At 60.5% G+C, this 18,906-nt stretch carries 18 protein-coding genes; 5 read left to right on the top strand and 13 right to left on the bottom strand.

The annotated features are described in order from the left end of the window. From JJE47_08735 to JJE47_08720, 4 genes are all read right to left on the bottom strand, one after another. Positions 1-794 (bottom strand): AAA family ATPase (locus JJE47_08735; GenBank protein ID MBK5267506.1); only part of this gene is annotated, 794 nt, incomplete at its 3' end. Between the two features lie 38 nt (positions 795-832). Then, complete coding sequence (locus JJE47_08730; protein MBK5267505.1) at positions 833-1,108, bottom strand: hypothetical protein; 276 nt, start codon at positions 1,106-1,108, stop codon at positions 833-835. Positions 1,109-1,478: 370 nt separating this feature from the next. Continuing rightward, complete coding sequence (locus JJE47_08725) at positions 1,479-1,820, bottom strand: DUF1992 domain-containing protein (GenBank protein ID MBK5267504.1); 342 nt, start codon at positions 1,818-1,820, stop codon at positions 1,479-1,481. A gap of 25 nt (positions 1,821-1,845) precedes the next feature. After that, positions 1,846-2,028, bottom strand: a complete 183-nt coding sequence (locus JJE47_08720) for a hypothetical protein (protein MBK5267503.1) — start codon at positions 2,026-2,028, stop codon at positions 1,846-1,848. 30 nt (positions 2,029-2,058) lie between these two features. On the opposite strand from JJE47_08720, the gene JJE47_08715 reads away from it, so the two are divergent. Then, a complete protein-coding gene (locus JJE47_08715; GenBank protein MBK5267502.1) occupies positions 2,059-3,378 on the top strand; it encodes a radical SAM protein in 1,320 nt (439 codons plus the stop codon). A gap of 126 nt (positions 3,379-3,504) precedes the next feature. After that, positions 3,505-4,326, top strand: a complete 822-nt coding sequence (locus JJE47_08710) for a hypothetical protein (GenBank protein MBK5267501.1) — start codon at positions 3,505-3,507, stop codon at positions 4,324-4,326. 10 nt (positions 4,327-4,336) lie between these two features. On the opposite strand, the gene JJE47_08705 is transcribed toward JJE47_08710, so the two are convergent. Together JJE47_08705 and JJE47_08700 are read right to left on the bottom strand one after the other, a co-directional pair. Continuing rightward, entirely contained in the window at positions 4,337-6,652 is a 2,316-nt protein-coding gene (locus tag JJE47_08705; GenBank protein ID MBK5267500.1) for a glycerol-3-phosphate 1-O-acyltransferase, read from the bottom strand. 10 nt (positions 6,653-6,662) lie between these two features. Further along, the gene (locus tag JJE47_08700; GenBank protein MBK5267499.1) at positions 6,663-7,217 is read right to left on the bottom strand and encodes a DNA-3-methyladenine glycosylase I; all 555 of its coding nucleotides are present in this window, start codon (positions 7,215-7,217) and stop codon (positions 6,663-6,665) included. A gap of 31 nt (positions 7,218-7,248) precedes the next feature. Here JJE47_08700 and JJE47_08695 point away from each other — a divergent pair, with 31 nt between their 5' ends. After that, complete coding sequence (locus tag JJE47_08695) at positions 7,249-7,704, top strand: D-tyrosyl-tRNA(Tyr) deacylase (protein ID MBK5267498.1); 456 nt, start codon at positions 7,249-7,251, stop codon at positions 7,702-7,704. Here the strand turns inward: JJE47_08695 and JJE47_08690 are convergent. Next, positions 7,701-10,796, bottom strand: coding sequence for an ATP-dependent helicase (locus JJE47_08690; protein ID MBK5267497.1), 3,096 nt, complete (start codon positions 10,794-10,796; stop codon positions 7,701-7,703). The genes JJE47_08695 and JJE47_08690 overlap by 4 nt on opposite strands. Beyond that, a complete protein-coding gene (locus JJE47_08685; GenBank protein ID MBK5267496.1) occupies positions 10,793-13,762 on the bottom strand; it encodes an ATP-dependent helicase in 2,970 nt (989 codons plus the stop codon). The genes JJE47_08690 and JJE47_08685 overlap by 4 nt, the downstream gene beginning before the upstream one ends. Positions 13,763-13,939: 177 nt before the next feature. On the opposite strand from JJE47_08685, the gene JJE47_08680 reads away from it, so the two are divergent. Continuing rightward, positions 13,940-14,419 (top strand): GNAT family N-acetyltransferase, encoded by a 480-nt coding sequence (locus JJE47_08680; protein ID MBK5267495.1) that lies wholly within the window; start codon positions 13,940-13,942, stop codon positions 14,417-14,419. On the opposite strand, the gene JJE47_08675 is transcribed toward JJE47_08680, so the two are convergent. From JJE47_08675 to JJE47_08665, 3 genes are all read right to left on the bottom strand, one after another. Continuing rightward, positions 14,416-15,108 carry a US12 family protein gene (locus JJE47_08675; GenBank protein ID MBK5267494.1) on the bottom strand — a complete coding sequence of 231 codons (693 nt, stop codon included), beginning with the start codon at positions 15,106-15,108 and terminating at the stop codon, positions 14,416-14,418. The two genes, JJE47_08680 and JJE47_08675, sit on opposite strands and share 4 nt — an antisense overlap. A gap of 108 nt (positions 15,109-15,216) precedes the next feature. Continuing rightward, entirely contained in the window at positions 15,217-15,762 is a 546-nt protein-coding gene (locus tag JJE47_08670) for a hypothetical protein (protein ID MBK5267493.1), read from the bottom strand. Between the two features lie 165 nt (positions 15,763-15,927). Beyond that, positions 15,928-16,506, bottom strand: a complete 579-nt coding sequence (locus tag JJE47_08665; GenBank protein ID MBK5267492.1) for a hypothetical protein — start codon at positions 16,504-16,506, stop codon at positions 15,928-15,930. Here JJE47_08665 and JJE47_08660 point away from each other — a divergent pair. Continuing rightward, positions 16,500-16,676 carry a hypothetical protein gene (locus JJE47_08660; GenBank protein ID MBK5267491.1) on the top strand — a complete coding sequence of 59 codons (177 nt, stop codon included), beginning with the start codon at positions 16,500-16,502 and terminating at the stop codon, positions 16,674-16,676. The two genes, JJE47_08665 and JJE47_08660, sit on opposite strands and share 7 nt — an antisense overlap. A gap of 158 nt (positions 16,677-16,834) precedes the next feature. Here the strand turns inward: JJE47_08660 and JJE47_08655 are convergent, their stop codons facing one another. Together JJE47_08655 and JJE47_08650 are read right to left on the bottom strand one after the other, a co-directional pair. Beyond that, entirely contained in the window at positions 16,835-18,136 is a 1,302-nt protein-coding gene (locus tag JJE47_08655) for a hypothetical protein (GenBank protein MBK5267490.1), read from the bottom strand. Then, positions 18,133-18,708 carry an RNA polymerase sigma factor gene (locus JJE47_08650; GenBank protein MBK5267489.1) on the bottom strand — a complete coding sequence of 192 codons (576 nt, stop codon included), beginning with the start codon at positions 18,706-18,708 and terminating at the stop codon, positions 18,133-18,135. The genes JJE47_08655 and JJE47_08650 overlap by 4 nt, the downstream gene beginning before the upstream one ends. Between the last annotated feature and the right edge of the window lie 198 nt (positions 18,709-18,906).

Here is an 18,906-nt window from a genome sequence, read left to right as displayed (position 1 = left end):
GCCCGAACAATGGCATAGGCCAACGAGTGAATGGTTCGTATCGAGGTGTTGACGCCTTCGATTCGCTCCGTCATCTCCCTGGCCGCCTTGGCGTTGTATGCCACCGCAGTGATGAGACCTGGCTCGATCCACCGGTCCCGCACAAGATGGGTGATCCGGGCGGTAAGCGTGCGGGTCTTCCCTGACCCGGCCGGGGCGATGATCCTGGCCGGCCCAGCTGCATGATTGACGGCCGCCGATTGATCGTCGGCCAGGTCGGTATCAGCCGCTCGTGGATGAGCAGGTGACGTGTTGAGCGTTCCCAGTTCAATTGACTCTCGATGAACGAGAAGATCGGCAACGTCAACTGGCCCTCGTGGTCCTCCATCGCACCATGCGGCGCGTCCATCAGGCAACAAAATGTCGGTGACCGAGCCGGGTTTGGCGCCGAGCCGCTCGGCTTTTCGGCTGTGCCACCAGATCGGATCGGGGTTCGTCCCCCGACCGTCGTAATTGTTCGCCCAGATGAGAAACTGGAGGCGTTCCTTGGGGAATTCGAAATCCGGAGGGAGTGTGTACGGCTCGGCGTCGGTGACTTCTGGTTCACGGAGCGTCTCTGCGGGAACCTGCAGTTCGACGATCAGAGCTTCGCGTTGGGTCCAGGCCTGGGCCAGGCGAGCGATGGTCTTGGCTGGGGCTGCTATGACAGCCGCATCGATGATCACTCGATCGCAATCCGACCAGGGTGCTGGAGCGACGGCACCGGAGGTAGTAACGATGCCGCGGCCCAAACTTGCCGGTGGAAGAGGATTCATGAGTGCCAGGCTAGGCCGTACCTGTGACACAAAAGCGGTCAGGCGGTCCAACCCAACAAACGGTCTCCCAGGTAGACCATGAGCATCCACGTGGCCAGGGCAAGAGCCGGAGAGGCTGCGTAGAGCAGGCTCTTGCGGTGCCACCACCAGGTAGCAACTCCCAACCAAACCGCCCCGATCACCCACATGACGACCACTCCCAGGATCGGAGCAACCAGGCCTGAGACGCCATAGAACACGAGGGCGGGTACCCAAAGGGCCGTACCGACAACCCGGTTGATGATGAGCAGCCAATTGGGTTGTGATTCGGTCATGTCAACCCTTCGTCTGGTCCGACGGTGGGGAGTTCGGGCGGCATCAATGGATTCGGTCGATTGTCATGATACTGACGCAATTGCCCGGCATCACACGTCGAACAGAGGTTGATGGATCGCACTCCTACAACCGACAATTGGGTTCCCCGGCCTTTTTCGACAATGGCGAGAGGCACGGCCTGCAGATCGGCGCCTCCACACCGATCACAACGAGCGGACAGATCCCTCGTCCATCTGTGCCCACAAGTCTCACAGGTGAGGTGGATGGATTCGTCGCGCCGTTCACCCGCAAGCGCGTTCGTTTCACCACAGAGGCAGGCGATGTGCACGTTAAAGGCCTGTGAACGTGATGCGCGTCATGGTCGAGACCTCATCGGGGCCCGATCGAAGCCCGGAACCTACGCCACCTCGTGACTACCTCATCGGCATCAAACATGTCGGGTCCGGCCTCGGCGTTCAGGTTGGCAACGGTGGTCCGGACGCTGGTTTCGGTGGTCAATCCCCAGACTCCGGCCAGCTTGCGCTCCAATCCGGCCGACCGACTCCGCTCGGTATCCTCGGCTGCCAGCCGTTTCATGAAATCCCGTGCCCACCAGTCCGGGTCGTACTGGCGGTCGAGGCTTTCGATCGGTCGGCCGGTGCCAGGGAGGTTATCGAAATCACCGCGTTCTTGGGCCAGTCGAATTTGCTCCTCGACGAAATCGAATCCCATCACAGTGTCCTATCGAACCAGTCGATCAGAAGTTTAGCCACCACCGCCGGGTCGGATGGGCCGCGATCCGACTCGAGTCAGAAAGGTCCTTGGAACACGTAAAACAGTGGGCCATGACCATGCCAGCCCTGACGTCACGATCAGGGCGATAGAAGATCCCGACGAGTTCGGTTCCCCGCGAACCGGTGAAGGATATGGCTTCAGTCATGAAGCCCACATAGGGCGATAGGCTATGTGGGTGAGAGCACTCTTAATTTCCACCTACGAGATGGGCCATCAGCCGCTTCACGTGGCCTCGCCGGCCGCAGTTCTCCGGAACGGTGGGCATGACGTCCGAGCCCAGGACCTCGCCATCGATTCGCTGGATTGGGTGGATGTCGAATGGGCCCAGGCGGTGGCGATTTCCGTTCCAATGCACACTGCCATGCGTCTCGCGGTCGAGGTGGCTGGCCGGATTAAGGCTCGTTTCCCGGATCTCCCGGTCTGTCTCTATGGACTGTATGCCGGCATCGGCAAGGATCGAACCTTCGGCCACGTGGCCGACCGCATCATCATCGGTGAATATGAGGCTGCCCTGGCGTCGTGGGTGGACACCCTTGATGGGGGAATCACCACAGACCTGGTCAAATCTACGTTTGTCCTCCCGGCCCGTGATTTGCTACCACCGCTCAGCCGTTACGCCAGGCTCGAGGGATCAGGCGATGATCGGATCGTCGGCTACGTCGAAGCCAGTCACGGGTGTCGCCATCGATGTGGGCATTGTCCGATTCCTGCCATCTACGACGGGCTCTTCCGGGTGGTGGGGGCCGACCTGGTGCTCGATGACATCGCTCAACTCGTCGACATGGGTGCCGAGCACATAACGTTCGGTGACCCCGATTTCTTCAACGGCCCGCACCATGCCATGCGGATCCTCGAAGAGAGCCACCAGCGATTCCCGATCCTGACGTACGACATTACGGTCAAGGTCGAGCACACTCTCAAACACCAGGATCTATGGGGTCGGGTGGCGGCAGCCGGTGTGGTATTTGCCGTGTCAGCTTTCGAATCGACCAATAATGGTGTCCTGGCCATTCTTGACAAGGGGCATACCCGCAACGACATGGCAGTCGCCGTGGAAATCATGCGGGCGGCCGGGATCGACATCCGGCCATCGTGGCTGCCGTTCACCCCGTGGACGATGGTCGAGGACATTGTCGACATGTTCCGATTCGTCGCGTCATACGATTTGCCGACCGACCCGATTCAATTCACTATCAAATTGCTGATTCCCGAAGGATCCGTCCTCCTGAACAGGTCGGAACTGGAAGCTCAACTTGGCACGTATGACGCCGATCGACTCACCTACGACTGGACGGCGATTGACACGCGAACGGAGAAGCTCGCCGGTCGCTTCGCCGAGCATGTCGAACACTCTACGCGGTCAAATACCCCACCGAATGCGATTATCCTCGATCTGTTTGCCATGGCGCTCGAAGCGGCTGGTTTGCCACCCGAATCTCTAGAAATAGGAAGTTTTGAAGGGAGGCCACGGCTTACTGAGCCGTGGTTCTGCTGAGCAGAACCTTCCGCGGACCAGGTCGGTTCGCTCGGTCACTAGTCACTTAGAGTGACTTCAATATGTCCCTTTAGTTCCTGGGTAGGCGTGCCTAGGGTCAGTGTCGAGCTAATGGGGGCTTCCGAAATGAAACGCATCATGGTTATGTTCGTCCTCGCTGGACTCGTCATGGCCCTGGCAGTTCCTGCCGGTGCCTCGTCGGATCGAGCGATGTGGGTTTGGGACGGACCGGTCGAAGGGGTTTCCGACTTTGCGTCCGCACGTGGCGTAACCGATGTGTATCTAAGCGCACCACCTGGTTTCTCACGAGATGCCAGGTATGCGTCGTTTATCGACGACGCCCGGACCCGCGGATTGCGGGTCTGGGCTGTCGCCGGTGACGCCTCCTGGGCTCAGAATCGCAACGCCTGGGTTGGGTGGACGGATGAGGTGGTTGGCTTCGGCTTGTTTGATGGAATCGTCGCCGACGTCGAGCCGTACCTGCTGAGCGATTGGTCGAATACGAGGAAACGATCGCGGCTCATCTCCTCATATCTCGAGAGTCTGACTGCTGCCCGACAGGCCGCCGGCTCCACCGAGATGCTGGTTGCCGTTCCATTCTGGTGGGACCTTGCCGAGTATCGGACGAAAGGTGGAACCCTCGTGGAACGGACCATGGCAGCCGCTGATGGGGTAGTGGTCATGGCCTATCGAGACCATGCAGACGGAGTCGACGGAATTATTGATCTGGCGGGCTTTGAAGTGGCTCTCGGGTCGCAGCTGTCAAAGCGGGTCGTCGTGGGAGTCGAGACCGGTCCGGTATCTTCGGACAAGGTCACCTTCTGGGAGGAAGGAGCGACCGCCATGGCGGCCGAATTGACCAAGGTGGAGGCGGCTTTCGGGGGCGATACCGGTTACGGCGGGGTGGCCATCCACCACTATGGCTCGTACTCGGCAATGGCTCCCTAGCCCGGGGCCGTTAGGTTTTGGTTATCGCGATTGTTCGAATCCGGTCGAGTAAATCGTCGATTTCTGCGACAAATGCCGTACGGCGTTGCTGAAGGTCGGCCTCGCCGAGGCTCTCGGCGCGCTCTGCGGCCAATCCACGATTCTTGGCAAGGTCTAGCGCCGTTTTGAAGAAGACCTGGGATACGGATTCGGCGGTGGTGATCTTGCTCTGGGATTGGTAGCTCTTACCCAGTCCGATCGCCTGTGACAGAAAACTCTTTTCATCGAACGTGGCGGGAAATGTGGTCAGCAGATCTGCCACAACCGCGTACGACTCCAGAAACGGGGCGAGAGCCCATGGGCTCATTGCCGGCCGTATCGCGTCGAGGATCTCATGGGCGTCCCCTGCTACGACCCGAGCTTCCCAGTCGGGGCTTACGGCATCGAGTTCAGACGTGACTTCAGTTCGGTACTCGTCTTTGGGAGTGAAGAAGAATTCAAACTTCAAGAGGTCACGGATGCTCATGACCTCGTCCCAAAACGTGTCGAGTGGATTGGCTGGTCGTTCGGTGACGACCCGCTGGAGTGCCAGTTCGGCGATAGCGATGTTGACGAAGAAATGAATCACAACGTTCCGGTAATAGGCCGCCGACAGGTGTTGGTCGGCTCCGATCTGATAGACCGGCCCCGGGCCGCCTTCGATACGGGTGACGATGTTGTGTTCGACCAGGCGTCCGAGCACCTCAACGACCTGGTCGGTCCCATCCAACTGGATACGTTCGGTCAGTGGGAGACGTCTGCGAAGCACGAACTCGGCGAGCTCTCTGAGAGACTCGGTGATCTCATCGGCAGTGCGAGCCGTGTTGGGCCGACTCAGCAACGCGACGCAGACGCCGGCGGTTGGTGAGATCGGAGTGACCCGGCCGATCCGGACCATGACTTCGAAGGCGATCTTCTGGACGGCGATCGATTTCTCGTCGGCATCGATGGTGCCGACTGGAAGTGTCTTCGCCAACGAGACGGGCTCCCCAAATCTCACATACACGTTGCCATGACGACGCCGAAGCTGGGAAAGCGCATGTACGACCCAGGAGATGCTTTCGCCCTGTTTGGCTTCACCGCGCTGCTCCTTGGCATAATCGGCGACGTCCTGGATCTGGTCGTAAGCGATCGAGACCGGTAACAGGATGATGTCTTCAGCTTTGTGCCGAAGGTACGACTCGGTCACATAGCTGAGCATCCCGAACTTGGGGGGGAGGAGCTTGCCGGATCGACTCCGTCCGCCTTCGAGATACCACTCGATCGGGAACCGTTTTTCGATCAGGAAGTCGATGTACGAGCGGAGAGCGAACTTATAGATCGGCTTGTCTTTGAACGTGCGCCTGATGAAGAAGACTCCGGATCGGCGAATGATTGGGCCGACCGGAAAGAAATTCATGTTTATGCCACCGGCCGTGTGGTTGGGAGGCCGATTGTTCTCCCACAGGATGTACTGCAGCATCAAACGATCCAGCTGGCTCTTGTGGGAGGGGAGGAAGATGAGGGGATGTTGCTCGCCCATCTGGTAGAGCCGGTTCAGGTGGTCGGCGTCATAATTGATCGATCCGTATCCCTGCCGGTATATCCAGCTGATCAGGTTGGCGGCCAGGTCGATAACGAGCGGTGAGTGGGTGGCGGCAATCTCTTTGAGGTTGCCGATGGCTTCCTTGTGGATGGCTGCATATGTCTTTCCGGTCTCTTTGGTCAGCAAAGAAATCCCGTCCCGGAAGGACCCGGTCCTTACGATTTCTTCGGTTAGGAACTTGGGAACTTTGTACCGATTCCCTCGTACGTGACGCTCGGCTCGTTCGAGGGTCAGCCAGGCTCTCCGCGAGACGAACTCGCGTAGGGCGACTACGTCGTCGGAGGCTTTCCATGCCTCCCGGAGTTCGGCGGCTCCGGCTGGTTGGCCGAGCACGATCTGGCAGCGATCGGGAAACCTGCGGAGAAAGAGGTTCTGCTGAAGCACGTTCGGATCCCGGGGATCTCCGAATTTGAGAAGATCCGATAGTCGGACAGATCGGGTTCCGTCACGATCGGGTGCTTGCCACACCACCCGAACTGGCACGATGAGGGGGTCGTCGCCGCGGCCCAATCTGGCTTCAAGGCGTGGATCGGGACGCACACCAGGACGACGGCGGCGCGAGGGAGGGATCCGGATCGTTTCGTAATCATGACCAAGCCGGCTCGCCCAGTTGGAAATCAGATGTTCTTCGAGTTGGCTGGAAGCATCAGCGAGCAGGACGGTCGGTCGGCCGGCGGACCCTGGCCAGTCGGGCTCGGTTGCGAGGGGTCGATCGTATGCCATGAATGCGATCCTACGCACGAAAGCAGCTGGACGTATGGTCGTCGACGACCCCGACCGCCTGAAGATAGGCGTACATGATCGTGGGGCCGACAAACGTGAAACCCCGATGCTTGAGATCCTTCGACAGTCTCAGTGATAGATCGGTTTGGGCTGGGATATCTCCCAGTGATCGTGGACGGTTTACGATCACCGCTCCGTCCGTCCAGTTCCACAGGTAGTTGGCGAACGATCCGGCATCTGCCTGGATCGCGAGGAATTTCTGGGCGTTCTCGATGGCGCCGGCGATTTTGAGCCGGTTCCGAATGATGCCCGCATCTTCGAGGAGGCGGGCTTCGTCTCTGGCCGAGTAGCCCGCCACGATGTTCGGGTCGAAGTCGGCAAAGGCCTGCCGATAGGCCGTGCGGCGCCCCAGGATGGTTCGCCAACTGAGTCCCGCCTGCGCACCCTCAAGAATGAGAAACTCGAACAGTTTTCGATCGTCCCTGACGGGCACGCCCCACTCGGTGTCGTGATAGGCGGCGTACAAATCGTCGCCGTCGGGGACCCAGTCGCAACGGATTGGCATCGTGGCATCCTAGGGGCGGTAGGGTGCCGACATGCGTTTGGTTGTTCAGCGGGTACGTCATGCGTCGGTGGTTGTCGGCGATCGTGAGGTCGGATCGATCGGGGCCGGGTTACTGGTTTTGGCCGGTACCACGTACGGCGATTCGGAAACAGACGTTCGGCTTCTGGCGGAAAAGTTGGTCAACCTCCGGGTGTTTCCCGACGCGGACGGAAAGATGAACCGATCGCTGCTCGATACCGGGGGACAGGTCCTACTGGTAAGCCAGTTCACGTTGTACGGGTCGGTCAGGCGCGGTAATCGGCCGTCCTTCACCGGAGCCGGAGATCCCGTCGAGGCGGCTCGCCTTCTCGACCGGCTGGAGACCGAGATAAAAGATCGTGGGGTCCGCGTGGCCGGTGGAGAATTTGGCGCTTCGATGGAGGTGTCTTTGCTCAATGATGGGCCCGTGACGTTGATTCTCGAATCCGTGTTGGGCAAGCTCCGCTAGGACTCCAACCAGGCTTTCCCTTCCGGGCAGAAGCGGAGGAAGTCGCAATTGGAACAGGCGCTGGACGGGATCGGGTCGAATGCCTGAGCGCCGATACCTTCGGCGATGCCCGACAATCGGGTCCTGGCGGCGTCCATCCAAACGTCGTCGATGTGTTCGGTCCGCTCGGTGAGGCTCCCGCCTCCCAGGTAGGCAAACGTGGCGATCATCTGCGCCGGCGGGTTGGGTCCGAGGGATCCCCGGTCGACGGCCACTGCATAGGCCTGGAGCTGAACGTCCATCGCCGGGTTCTCAGATGGTCTACCCGACTTGAAATCGACGATTTCCCATGTCCCTGGTTGTTCTTCATATACGGCATCGATCCGACCGCGGATTCGCATCCCGTCATGGACAAACTCGAACGGGGCTTCGATGAGGCGGGCGGCCAGGGTCGAGAATCTCGACTGTTCGAATACGGTGAACGCGCTCGCAACATCCGACGGACCTGCGTCGGGAGCGTCATAGAAGTCGTCCGTGACCTCCTCGAACGGCACCGCTCCCCGTTGGAACAGTTCGATCTTGCGATGAACGTCAACTCCGCGCCGAGCCGCGGCTGATGGGCGCCGGGGGAGGCGATCGACCTCGGACCAGTAATACCGTTTTGGGCAGCTGGCATAGGTGACCAGAGAGGTGACGGATGTGGTGAGCGGGGCGGGACTGGTCTGACTGACCGGGTCGTCTGGCAAGTCGAAGAGTATCTGCTGAAAGTCGGTCACGGCCTGATCGTAGGTCGATCGCACGCCAAGTTGATCCGCCTGGTGGCTGGCCCAACCGGGGTCAGCGAGGGTGGCACGTAATGCGCTATCCCACCCATCGGGGAATATCGGATCGGGCGACCCGGCGAGCGGTGACCGGCGGAGCGACTCCGGTCGAACCGGGTCCTCAACGGTCCCGAGGTCGATGACATTCGACTGTTCGGCGGCGAGTTCAAAAAGCCGGCTTGGCTTTCCCGGTGTCTTGCGCACCTCGGTAGTCCCGTGCCAGGTTGCCCCGGTCAACGTCAGCCATCGGCGGGCCCTGGTCACTGCTACGTAAGCGATACGCCACTCCTGGTCCAGGTCGCGCTGGCGCAACAGGTCGCGTCGTTCTGCCTCAGTCATGTCCTCGCTGATTGGGGGCAGCGTATGTCGGTCGAGTCGTAGCTCGTACGGGAGCATGTATGGATGACGAAATGGATCGTCCGAGACCCCTGAGGAACTTGGGAAGTTCTTGTCGTATAGGGCGGGGATGAACACCGCGTCCCATTCGAGGCCTTTGGAGCGATGAACCGTCAGCAGAGCGACGGCGTCTTCTCCTGACAGCCGGGCCGTATCGAGTTCTTCGGTCTGCTCTTCAACGATCAGGGTGAGGTAGTCGACGAACGCCCGCAACGAGGGGCGTCCTTCAAGTGGGCTCCATTCTTCGGCCAGATCGAGGAAGCGGTAAAGATTCAGTCGCGCCGACTGGCGGGCGGCGGCCGGCATGGCGGCCACCTCCGGCCAGGCTCCGGTCCTTGACAGGATCTGGCGCACCAGCTCAATCAGGTTGACGCCCTGGGCGGCCTCGAGCAGGCTCCGGTAGGTGCTGTGCAGGTGTACCAGGGCGTCAATCGTGCGGTCGTCGAGTTGATCGACCCGAAGTTGATCGTCCTGACCCTGGTTTCCGTCATCGTCGCCCTGCGTCGACATAAGTTGGTCGAGGGCTTCGATCATCGAGCGGCCCAACTCAGGTTGGTTCTTGACCCATCGCGACATTGGTTTGACGTCGTGCATGCCGAGCCGATAGCGGCTGCCCATCGCAATACGGATGAAGGCCGGTTCGTCCGAAGGGTTGTCGAGCAGGCGTAACCAGGCGAAAACATCGGCCACCTCAGGTATGCCGAGAAGTCCGCCAAGGTTGGCCACCTCCACGGGGATCCCAAACTCCTCAAGAGCTCCTCGGACGGCCTCGATGTCCTTGTTCTTTCTAAAGAGGACGGCGATTTCCTTCCAGGCGATGCCCTGTTCCTCGTGCAGCGCCAGCACCTGTTCGGCGATGAAGTCCGCTTCGTCGACGGCATTGCCCTCCCAACGCACGCTGACCGCTGCCGGGCTCGTCTCGTCAAGGGCGCGTAGTGGGTCGGAGACTTCTCCGAGTTCCTCGCGTATGCGATTGGCCAGGTTCAAAATGGTTTGGCCGGATCGGCGATTGAGTGTCAACGGGTAAGTCGGGGCGGGTGACCCGTCAAGGTTGGGGAAGTGTTCGCCGAATCCCGAAAAGTTCGCCAGCGATGCCCCCCGCCACTCATATATCGTCTGGTCGGCATCTCCCACGGCAGTGATCGGGAATCCGTCTCCGAACAGCTTGCGGAGCAGTTCGCGTTGGGCCGGGTTGGTGTCCTGGTATTCGTCGAGATACACGGCGTCGTAACGATTGCGTATGCGGGCCGCCAGGTCGGGGTAATCGCCGGTGAGCTGGTTGGCTCGTAAGATCAGGTCACCGAAGTCGGCGACTCCTAGGCGTCGTTTCTCCTGTTCATACCGCTCGATAATGCCGAGGATCTCCCGTCGGGTCTCCCACAGCTCGTCAAGCTTGGATGGCATGAGCCCGGCCAGGTGGGAGGGTTCGGCCAGGTTGTCGGCGAGAGCCGCGGCGAGCCGGGCTGGACGGTCGAGGATCCCGCTCCACGTGATGTTCAGGTACCGGTAGGTACCGCCTTGCACGGCATCGTGGAAGAGCTGACGGGCGAACGTTGGCGTGATGAGCTGCGTATCGCGCTCCACCCCTACGAGCGGCCCGAACTCACTGAGGATCTGATGGGCGAAACCGTGATAGGTGTGGATCTCAACAGTGCGCGCCGGGTCGATACGGTCGGCCAAAACCTCGCGGACCCGGTCTGCGAGTTCGGCGGCGGCTTTGTTGGTGAACGTGATGCCCAGGATTCGTTCAGGATCCGCCCCCGAGTCGATGAGGTGAGCGATGCGATGGGCGAGCGTGGTTGTCTTGCCGGTTCCCGCCCCGGCGGCGATCCGCATGGGACCGATCGGGGCACCGATGATGGCTGACTGCTCGTCGCTCGGTAGGAATGCGGTCATCGGACAAATGCCTCTCGTCCTTCAGGCCAGAGGGGGCATACCAGTTTTACGGAGCAGTTATTGCAGTGCATGCCAATCCGCGGGGTCCAATCTTCCGCCCGGATCCCCTCGGCGATTTCGGCCATGGAACCGAGAACCTGATCGAGCCGTGACGGATCGAAAGCCACCCACTTCTTCTTCCGGTCGGCGGCGGGATACCAGAACTCGGCTTCGGTTGGCGTGCCGTGTTTGAGGACCTCGGGGTCCTTTTGGGCTGCCGCCAGGTAGAACGCCAGTTGAATGGATTCAGCCGCGTCGGCCTGGCTGGGAATGCTTGTTGAGGTCTTGTAATCGACGACCCGGAGTTCGCCCTCGGCTTGTCGTTCTATACGATCGGCCCGGCCATTCCAGGTGATGTTGTTGATGTCCATCGAGAGCGTGTGTTCGAGAATCACCGCCGTCGCTCCCGGACGGATCCAGTCGGCGTATAGCTCGGAAAGCAGTTTGGTGGCCTTGTTGTACCAGGCCAGTTGGCGAGCTCCAACGTCCAGGTCGTACGTGTCGAACAGTTCGTCGAGCCATACCAGCGCATCGTCCAGGGTGGAGCGGTCGGCGCCAGTTCCGACGGCGCCGCGCTCGGCCTGTTCGAGCACGTCGTGGATCAGGCTCCCGAAGGTGGCGTACCGTCCGAATTCGCTGGCAATGCCGAGCCGCCGCTCGAATGCGTACCGTCGCGGGCAGGCGTCATATGAGGTTGCCTGACTCGGGGAAAACGTTGCCTGGTCGGGGATCAACCCGTGATCACCGCCCCGGGGCCGGACCCCTGCAAAGTCAAGTGGGTGACGAACGGAGCGGTTCGGTCTCCTGGCCAGGACTTCGGCTGCGGCCAATCGGATGCCCGCTCCTACCGCCGGGTCGGTGAGTCGCCGCCTGAGCAGCGCTTCGGCCTCAAGTGGCGTGACAGGGATCTCGTCGGCTTCGTCGACAACGTTGAGCGGAGCATCGTCGTCGAGGGCCGTGAGGAAGCGGCTTGGTCGTTTATCCGTTTCGTCGATACCGGCCGAGGTGGCGGTCCAGATGGCGTGGCGGGCGGCCCGGGTGGTGGCCGTGTAGGCGAGTCGCCGTTCTTCCGCCAGTCGGAATTGGAGGCTGTCGGCAATGTCGTGGTTGGGGGACAGCAGGTGTGGCTGAAGGAGGGAGCGGTTCCTTCGCAGGTCGGGGAACGTGCCTTCGGTCGCGTCGGCGATGAAAACAACATCGAACTCAAGACCTTTGGACTGATGAAGGGTCGTGAGCGTCAACCGGTCGCCATCGGGCCGGAACGATAGGAGAGGGTTGGCCTCGAAGTCATCCTGCTCGGTGAGCTTCCCGTATGCGTGTAGGCCCACATGAGGGTCCCGCTCGAACTGGCGCTCCACCGCTTGAGCGAGCGCCGACCAGGCCGCCCGATAGGGAGCCGCCGACGGAGAAGCCACCATTGCTTCAAACTGGGGGAGCGTTGACCAGACGTGCCAAAACCCGTCCACGGCCGGAAGCTCAGTTGCCCAGGTGTCATCGCGAATGAGCGTTGCCAGCGGACCGAGCCACTCTGAGTCGTAGGCCTCGAGAATCGTCGCCCAGTCGTTGCCGGTTGATCGGCGCAGCCGAAGCAAGTCGCGCTCGGTGGCCAAGGCCGTTCGAAACATCGGGCCGAGGAGTAGGCGGCGAATGGCCCTATCACAGTCATCGGCTGCCCCGGTCCCAACTTTCGCGTCATGGTGATGGGCGGCGTTGGCGATATCGAACACGGCCCTGACGCCCGGATGATCGGCCAGGCGCGTATCCGGTGAATCGTGGGGGATGGCGCGCCGTTCAAGCGCCCGGGATAACTCGGCGAGAAAGCGCCGTTTGGATCGAACCAGGACGGCCATCTTGTGATAGGGAACCGATTCTGTGATGTGCATCTGCTGAACCCTTTTGGCGATCCATTCGGCCTCCTGGGACTGTTGGGTGAACAGCAAACGCTCAAGCCTTCCGGCGTGCGGTGCCGGGATTACCGAGCGGATGGCTTCGGCGTGAGGGACGAGACGATTGGCAGCGTCAAGGATGACCGCCGGTACGCGAAAGGACGTTGTCAAGACGTACTGTTTCACGGGTTGGTCTGGCCTTGCGAACCGGTCGCCGAACCGATCAACGTTGTCGAGTTCGGCACCCCGGAACGAATATACGGATTGGAGCGGGTCGGCCACCACCGTCAGATTGCGGCGCCGCTCGGTAACCCCGCCAAGCAAGGCAGCCTGGGCGGCCGTGGTGTCCTGGTACTCGTCGACGAGGACATAGTGATACTGGTCGGCGAGGGCTTCGGCGATGCTGGTTCGTCCGGCCAACTCGACGGCTCGAGCTTGCAGTGTTCCGTAGTCGATTCGATCCGAGGCGGTGATCGCTTCGAGGTATTTGGCACGGAATGCGACCAGGCCCCGCCAGTCTGCCCGCGGTGCGGCTAGTGACGACAGCGCAGCATCGTCGAGCAGGTATTCCTGGGATCGCATGATGAAGTCGGCGACCTCTTCGGCGAAACTCCGGCTATCCAGTAGTGGCCGAAACGGCAGCGGCCAATCGGCCCGGTTTTCGGTTGCGAGGAGTCCGGCGACGACGCTCACATGCTCAGGGCCGGTCAACAGCGTCGGCATGGTGTTCCATCCGAAGGCAGCCGGGGCGTGCGCCTCGAGCAGTCGATACGCAAAACTGTGAAAGGTTGAGACACTCAGTCCGGAAATCTGCGTGGGGGCGGCCGTGGTGATGGCGTCGCGCAGTCGAGATGCCCCACGTCGAGAAAATGTCAGAACGAGAATCTGGGAGGGAGACACGCCGGATTCGAGAATGGCGGCGGCCCGACGGGACAGGAAGGTTGTTTTTCCCGTGCCGGGCCCGGCGACAATCAGTTGGGGGCCGTCCAACAAGGCAAGGGTACGGTCCCAGTCGTCGGGGTCGATACGTTCGGCAGTCACGGCCTGACAGACCCTAGACGGGCGTTATGCCGCGGTTGGCAGCGAGACCGGGGTCTCTTGAATAACCGTGAAACCGATGCCGGCTTCAATCAGTGCTCGTTCGGCTTGGGTCAGGAGGTGTTCGGTCATGTTGTTCATACGTATACCGTACGACGGAGGTGTGACAGAATCTGCGTCATGATCATCCGACCCCTGATTTCGACGGACGTCGTCGATGCGGTGACATTGAACAATGCCGAGGTTCCCCACGTAGGACCTACCGACCAAGAACATCTGACCCGCTTTTTGGACTATCCCGGAGTCGTGTGGGTTGTCGAGATGGACGGCGCGTTGACGGGACTCATGGTGGCCTGTGAACCTGGCTCGACCTATGAATCGACCAATTACCGCTGGTTCGATGAACGGTCTGACGATTTCATCTATGTGGACCGGATCGTGGTTGCGCCATCGGCGCAGAGACTGGGGATCGGTCGGGTTCTCTATAAGCGCCTCGCAGCGGCATATGTCGGGGTCGCCCGTCAGATGACCTGCGAAGTCAACCTTGATCCCCTCAATGAAGCTTCCATGGCGTTTCACGTGCGGATGGGGTTCCGGCAGGTTGCCACCAAGCCGGATGGTTTAAAGACGGTTGCGCTGCTCGCTCGCGATCTGGTTTAGCGCCGACCTGACATCAGGAGACGCAGCACGTACCAGAACATGAGCGCCACGGAGGCGAACAAGTCGATCGCCGCCCCTACGTAGGCGTCTTCCGGATAACGGTGCAGGATGTTCGATGTGTCGTACAGGATGGTCGCTCCGGCGAACACGACCATGCCGATGGAGAATGCCGTTCCCAACTGGAACCCGAATAGGACCGACGCAATGATGAGGCCCAGAGCGCCAAAGCCGATCCACATGAGGGCGGTCCGCATGAACGAAAAGTCCTTGCGGGTGACGAACACGATCCCGGTAAGGACTGCGAATCCGATGACGGTGATCGCCGCCGCCGAAGAAATAACTCCGGGGAAGTAGGAGTCGGCGACGAACAGCAGAGGAGCGAAAAAGACCGCTTCGAACACGACATAGGCGCCCAACGCGGCATACTGGGTCGGGGTCGACGAACCCGACCGGGCGAAACGTCTGCTGAGGCTGGCAAGAAGAATGAAGCCGCCCATGAACAGCAGCCAGTTCGTGTTGAAGGCGAAGTCGGCGACCCGTTGGGCAATCCCCGTTGTGAACAGGACGTATTCGACACCGGCAAAGGCCAGAATCGACAAGAACAGCAACCGGTAGGTCTTCGCAATGAAGGCGGCGCGTCGCTGGACCGTGGTCTGGGCAACGGGAATCGGGCTGGTTTGTTCGAACATGAATGACCTCCGACCGTAATACTAGGGCCAGGGATTTCGTATCGGTTAACCGGTGGTTGGCGGCCCGGCTTGCGTTTCCCTCTCCCGGGCCGCCAACCGCGTCGCCTCTTACGGGCAGGTCACGTCCAGGCTCCAATCCGTGAATATTCCAGACGGATTGGTGCTCCAGATCCAGGCGTGCTGGATATACCAACCGACTGCCGGGACCAAGATGTGCATCTCCATCCCCAACACAGACGGTGCTTCTGAGACGCCAGGCGGGTTGGCGCCTTCGCCTGGCACGATGTATTCAACGGCCATCAACTTGAGTTTCCCGTTGGGACCCATTTCGTAAAGCAGTCCCTCGGGGGTCAACGGGTCGACAACCAGATCGTCGATAAGGTCTTTGTTGAAATAGTGATAGCCCATGGCGCCGGAGGTTGAATGGGAGATACAGCCCGAGATGATCCGGGTCCCGGACCCGTTCACATAACCCAGTTCGTAGCCGGCCGCGATGGCGGCATCCACCCGGTGGTATTGGGCGGTGGCTCGCCGGATTTCGGCGAGTTCGTCCTGGCGGGCACTGGCGGCGGTCGGGATGAGTAGGGCTGCCAGCAGGATGCCGACAGTAACCAGTCTTTGAATCGTGACGGACTTTCCTTGTGTGTGGTTCATGTTCCACTCCTTTTGTCGCGCTGATTCGCGTAACTGATTTGCTTCGTAACCTCCTTCCCGCTGGTGGGCATGGCCACAATGTGCCATTCCCCGCTTGAGGTTTTCTTGGAGGATTGCCCGGGCCTTTCATCCGGTCAGTTACTTGGTGTGCCGGTGTGGCAGGGGTCAGGGTGTGATCGTGACCGAGTCGATGATGGTCCGGAGTTGCGCGAGGTCTTCCTCCGGGGAATCTGGGAACCAGGTGGCCTCGATCGACAGCAGGGTCCCTTCGACGTCCAGCACCCAGAATTCCACGACCTGGCCAGGTCCCTGGTAGTACCGACCGAAGGTTGGCCCCCGCCAGCTGTCGAAATGCCCGTCGTCGCAGCCCGTGATTCTGTCGCCTTCGAAGCCGTCCTTCGGGACGGCGAGCATGACGTGGTATCCGTCGTACCCGAAAGCATTGACGCTGCTGAGTGGTTCGAGTGTCTCGAAGTCCTTGATTTCCGCTAGTCGCGTGGCCACCGCCTCTGCCGTGTCGCCGACCAGCTCGTATTCGGTCCCGTCACACGCCGCCGTCGCAACCAGGTCGATCCTGAAGAAGTGGACCGCCACATAGTTTTCGGAGAAGGTCTCGCCGGCTTGTTTGTTTACGCCGATGAGCGGTCCCCACCCGGGATCGGCGACCGCGAAGTGAACCCTGGAGGCTCGTGGCGGGATCGGCGTCGTGGTCGATCCAGTATTCGCCAGGATCGAGGATGTCATCCCTGCTGGTGCTTGGGGCGATCTCGACCGCGCCGTTTGGCGTGGAAGAGACGGTGTCAGGCGACAAAGTGGTTGCGGTCGTTGCGGCTGTGGACGTCGTGCGACCACCCGAACTTGCCGCCTCGGTCGTGCCGGTGGATTGCTTGCGGTCGCCGCTGTACAAGCGCTGAGGTTCAACCCCAGGATCACCAGGTACGTAAGGTACGTGAACTTGTGCCGCATCATTCTGTTCCCCTTTCGAGAACGATCAGCCCGGAAGGTCGGGGCTCAGCGATAACGTGACATGGAATGCTTGCGGAATTCTTGAAGGCTCCTTGCCGGGTACCATTTACGGCGAACCGGTGTATTCGGTGAGTAATTCCTCGAACAGCCGGAGAGAGTCGGCGGAGTAGCGAGGAGTGGCTTCGCCTCCGAACTCCAGCCACATCGTGTCGAACGAGTCCGGGTGGTTTTGACGCACCCAGTTGTAGAACGGTGCGAAAAAGTCCTGGTCATAGGTCTTGACGTCGAACGGGTCGTCGGTCGCCGAGACTCGTCCGGCTTCGACCTTTACCGTTATGGTGCCCGGCTTATCGATGCCTTCATGGCGGGTCAGTCGATTCGTAAGCAAGTACGAGCAGGTGACGCTATCCGATTCCGCTGGCTGACAGTCGGGATCGGCCAGCTGCCAGTCGAATACCTTGAGCCAGTCGAAGTAGAACGGCAAGTCGGCCCGACGAAGGACCCGACCCGACGCTCTGAAATCGCCTGGGCCGACGATTACGACCAGGGCTTGAGAATCGAACCTATTGCGAAGCGTCAGGTACCGCTGCGCCACTTGACCGGGGTCTGTGTATTCGGTCAGGCGTTCGTCGAATAAACGGAGGGCTTCGTCGTTGTAGTGGGGTGCGACCTTGGCGGAGAAGTCCCACATCACATTGACCGATTCCGGGTAGTTTTCGCTGACCCAGGTGACAAACGGTTCGAAGTAGTTGGGGCCGTAGGTAGATGTATCGAAGTCGTCTTGAACCCAGTCGATTCGGCCAGCGCTTGTCACAAACCTGATCGTTCCAGCTACCTCGATGGCCCCCTTGGGGATCAGGCGGTCCGACAGAGTGTAGGTGCACACGACGGTACCCGGCGTCCCGGTTTCTTCACATCGAGGTGACTCGATCTTCCAGTCGTAGATCCCAAGCCAATCAACGTACGCGGCGACTTCGGTGGGTTCGATGCGGTTCCCCAACATGACGAGCCTGCCGGATCCGAGTAATCGGGTTACCTCTCCTGCGTCAAATGCGTTTCGGGAGGCCAGAAACCGCATCGCCATGTCTACCGGGTCTGGCGGAAGGCTCGTCGTAAAGGGCGTAATGACTGGAGGTTCGTTGATCGTCGAATTACGCGGGGGTAGCTCACTGACCCACAGCCCGGTGACGACCAAACCGGCGAGAACCCCGGCCAGCACCAGCCCGACTCTGGTCTTCCCCCACGCCGAGGCGGCCCTCCTCTGCGGTGATGTCGGTATATCTTGCATGGTGTGGGCGCTTTCCTCGATGGCCGGCAGATCATGCTCGGCGGGGGTTTGACCGGCATGGCGCGGCGGTCGGGGGTTGGCGTCGGCGAACAGGCGGAGAATCTCCTGATCGGTTTTCATGAGACTGGTCCTTCCTCATGCCCGATGACCGGAATCATCTCTGAGCTCGCTCGTCGGTACTCTTTGATCAGGTTGAGCTTCGCTCGGTGGAGGCGCTGTTTGACAGCACCCCGGTTGATTCCGAGCACCTCGGAGATCTCATCGTGAGCAATCTCCTCCCACATGGCCAGGCGCAGTATCTCCTGATCGATTGGCCGCAGACGGCCCGCGGCGTTGCGCACCAGTTGGTAGTCCTCTCGGAGGACGATCGTGTCAGCGACGTCAGGGCCTATCTCGTCCGTGATCATGTTTCTAACCTTCGCGCGAAGTCGGCTTTGCCGACCGGCTTGTCGCCAATGGTGGAACACCACCCGATAGGCGACGGCGTATAACCAGGGAAGCGCTCCCGCGTCTGGTGGAACCTCGTGGATCTTGCGCCAGGCGATGGCGAAGACCTCCGCCGTTGCATCATCGATGCGGTCCACGTCTACCCGGCGCGCGCAGTAGTCGCGGATCGGTGCCAGGTACTCGGCGAAGAGCTGCTCGAACTTCTTGTCCACTCCCTTGGTCACCGTGTCTTGTTCCGCCCTCATGCCTTCTCTACTCCCGGATGAGCGATCTGGTTATGGGATTTCGATCCACCAGCCGGCATTCATCGTGAACACCTCGTCTCGAAGTCGCCCGGTTGATGCATTACTACGAGAAGAATCTGACATTTCATTCTTGAGGATTTCTTGGAAGTTGGTGAGATCGTCCCTTGTTTTCGGCGGCCCAGAGGCGACTGCAGTATC

Source organism: Acidimicrobiia bacterium, from assembly GCA_016650365.1.
Taxonomy (GTDB): Bacteria; Actinomycetota; Acidimicrobiia; order Spongiisociales; family JAENVV01; genus JAENVV01.
This window is presented reverse-complemented; position numbering and strand designations above follow the sequence as displayed.

Bases quoted from the DNA above. Each gene is read 5' to 3' on its own strand.
- JJE47_08730 (MBK5267505.1), bottom strand. From the start codon at position 1,108: ATGACCGAATCACAACCCAATTGGCTGCTCATCATCAACCGGGTTGTC.
- JJE47_08725 (MBK5267504.1), bottom strand. From the start codon at position 1,820: ATGGGATTCGATTTCGTCGAGGAGCAAATTCGACTGGCCCAAGAACGC.
- JJE47_08720 (MBK5267503.1), bottom strand. From the start codon at position 2,028: ATGACTGAAGCCATATCCTTCACCGGTTCGCGGGGAACCGAACTCGTC.
- JJE47_08710 (MBK5267501.1), top strand. From the start codon at position 3,505: ATGAAACGCATCATGGTTATGTTCGTCCTCGCTGGACTCGTCATGGCC.
- JJE47_08705 (MBK5267500.1), bottom strand. From the start codon at position 6,652: ATGGCATACGATCGACCCCTCGCAACCGAGCCCGACTGGCCAGGGTCC.
- JJE47_08700 (MBK5267499.1), bottom strand. From the start codon at position 7,217: ATGCCAATCCGTTGCGACTGGGTCCCCGACGGCGACGATTTGTACGCC.
- JJE47_08695 (MBK5267498.1), top strand. From the start codon at position 7,249: ATGCGTTTGGTTGTTCAGCGGGTACGTCATGCGTCGGTGGTTGTCGGC.
- JJE47_08690 (MBK5267497.1), bottom strand. From the start codon at position 10,796: ATGACCGCATTCCTACCGAGCGACGAGCAGTCAGCCATCATCGGTGCC.
- JJE47_08680 (MBK5267495.1), top strand. From the start codon at position 13,940: ATGATCATCCGACCCCTGATTTCGACGGACGTCGTCGATGCGGTGACA.
- JJE47_08675 (MBK5267494.1), bottom strand. From the start codon at position 15,108: ATGTTCGAACAAACCAGCCCGATTCCCGTTGCCCAGACCACGGTCCAG.
- JJE47_08670 (MBK5267493.1), bottom strand. From the start codon at position 15,762: ATGAACCACACACAAGGAAAGTCCGTCACGATTCAAAGACTGGTTACT.
- JJE47_08660 (MBK5267491.1), top strand. From the start codon at position 16,500: ATGTCATCCCTGCTGGTGCTTGGGGCGATCTCGACCGCGCCGTTTGGC.
- JJE47_08665 (MBK5267492.1), bottom strand. From the start codon at position 16,506: ATGACATCCTCGATCCTGGCGAATACTGGATCGACCACGACGCCGATC.
- JJE47_08655 (MBK5267490.1), bottom strand. From the start codon at position 18,136: ATGAAAACCGATCAGGAGATTCTCCGCCTGTTCGCCGACGCCAACCCC.
- JJE47_08650 (MBK5267489.1), bottom strand. From the start codon at position 18,708: ATGAGGGCGGAACAAGACACGGTGACCAAGGGAGTGGACAAGAAGTTC.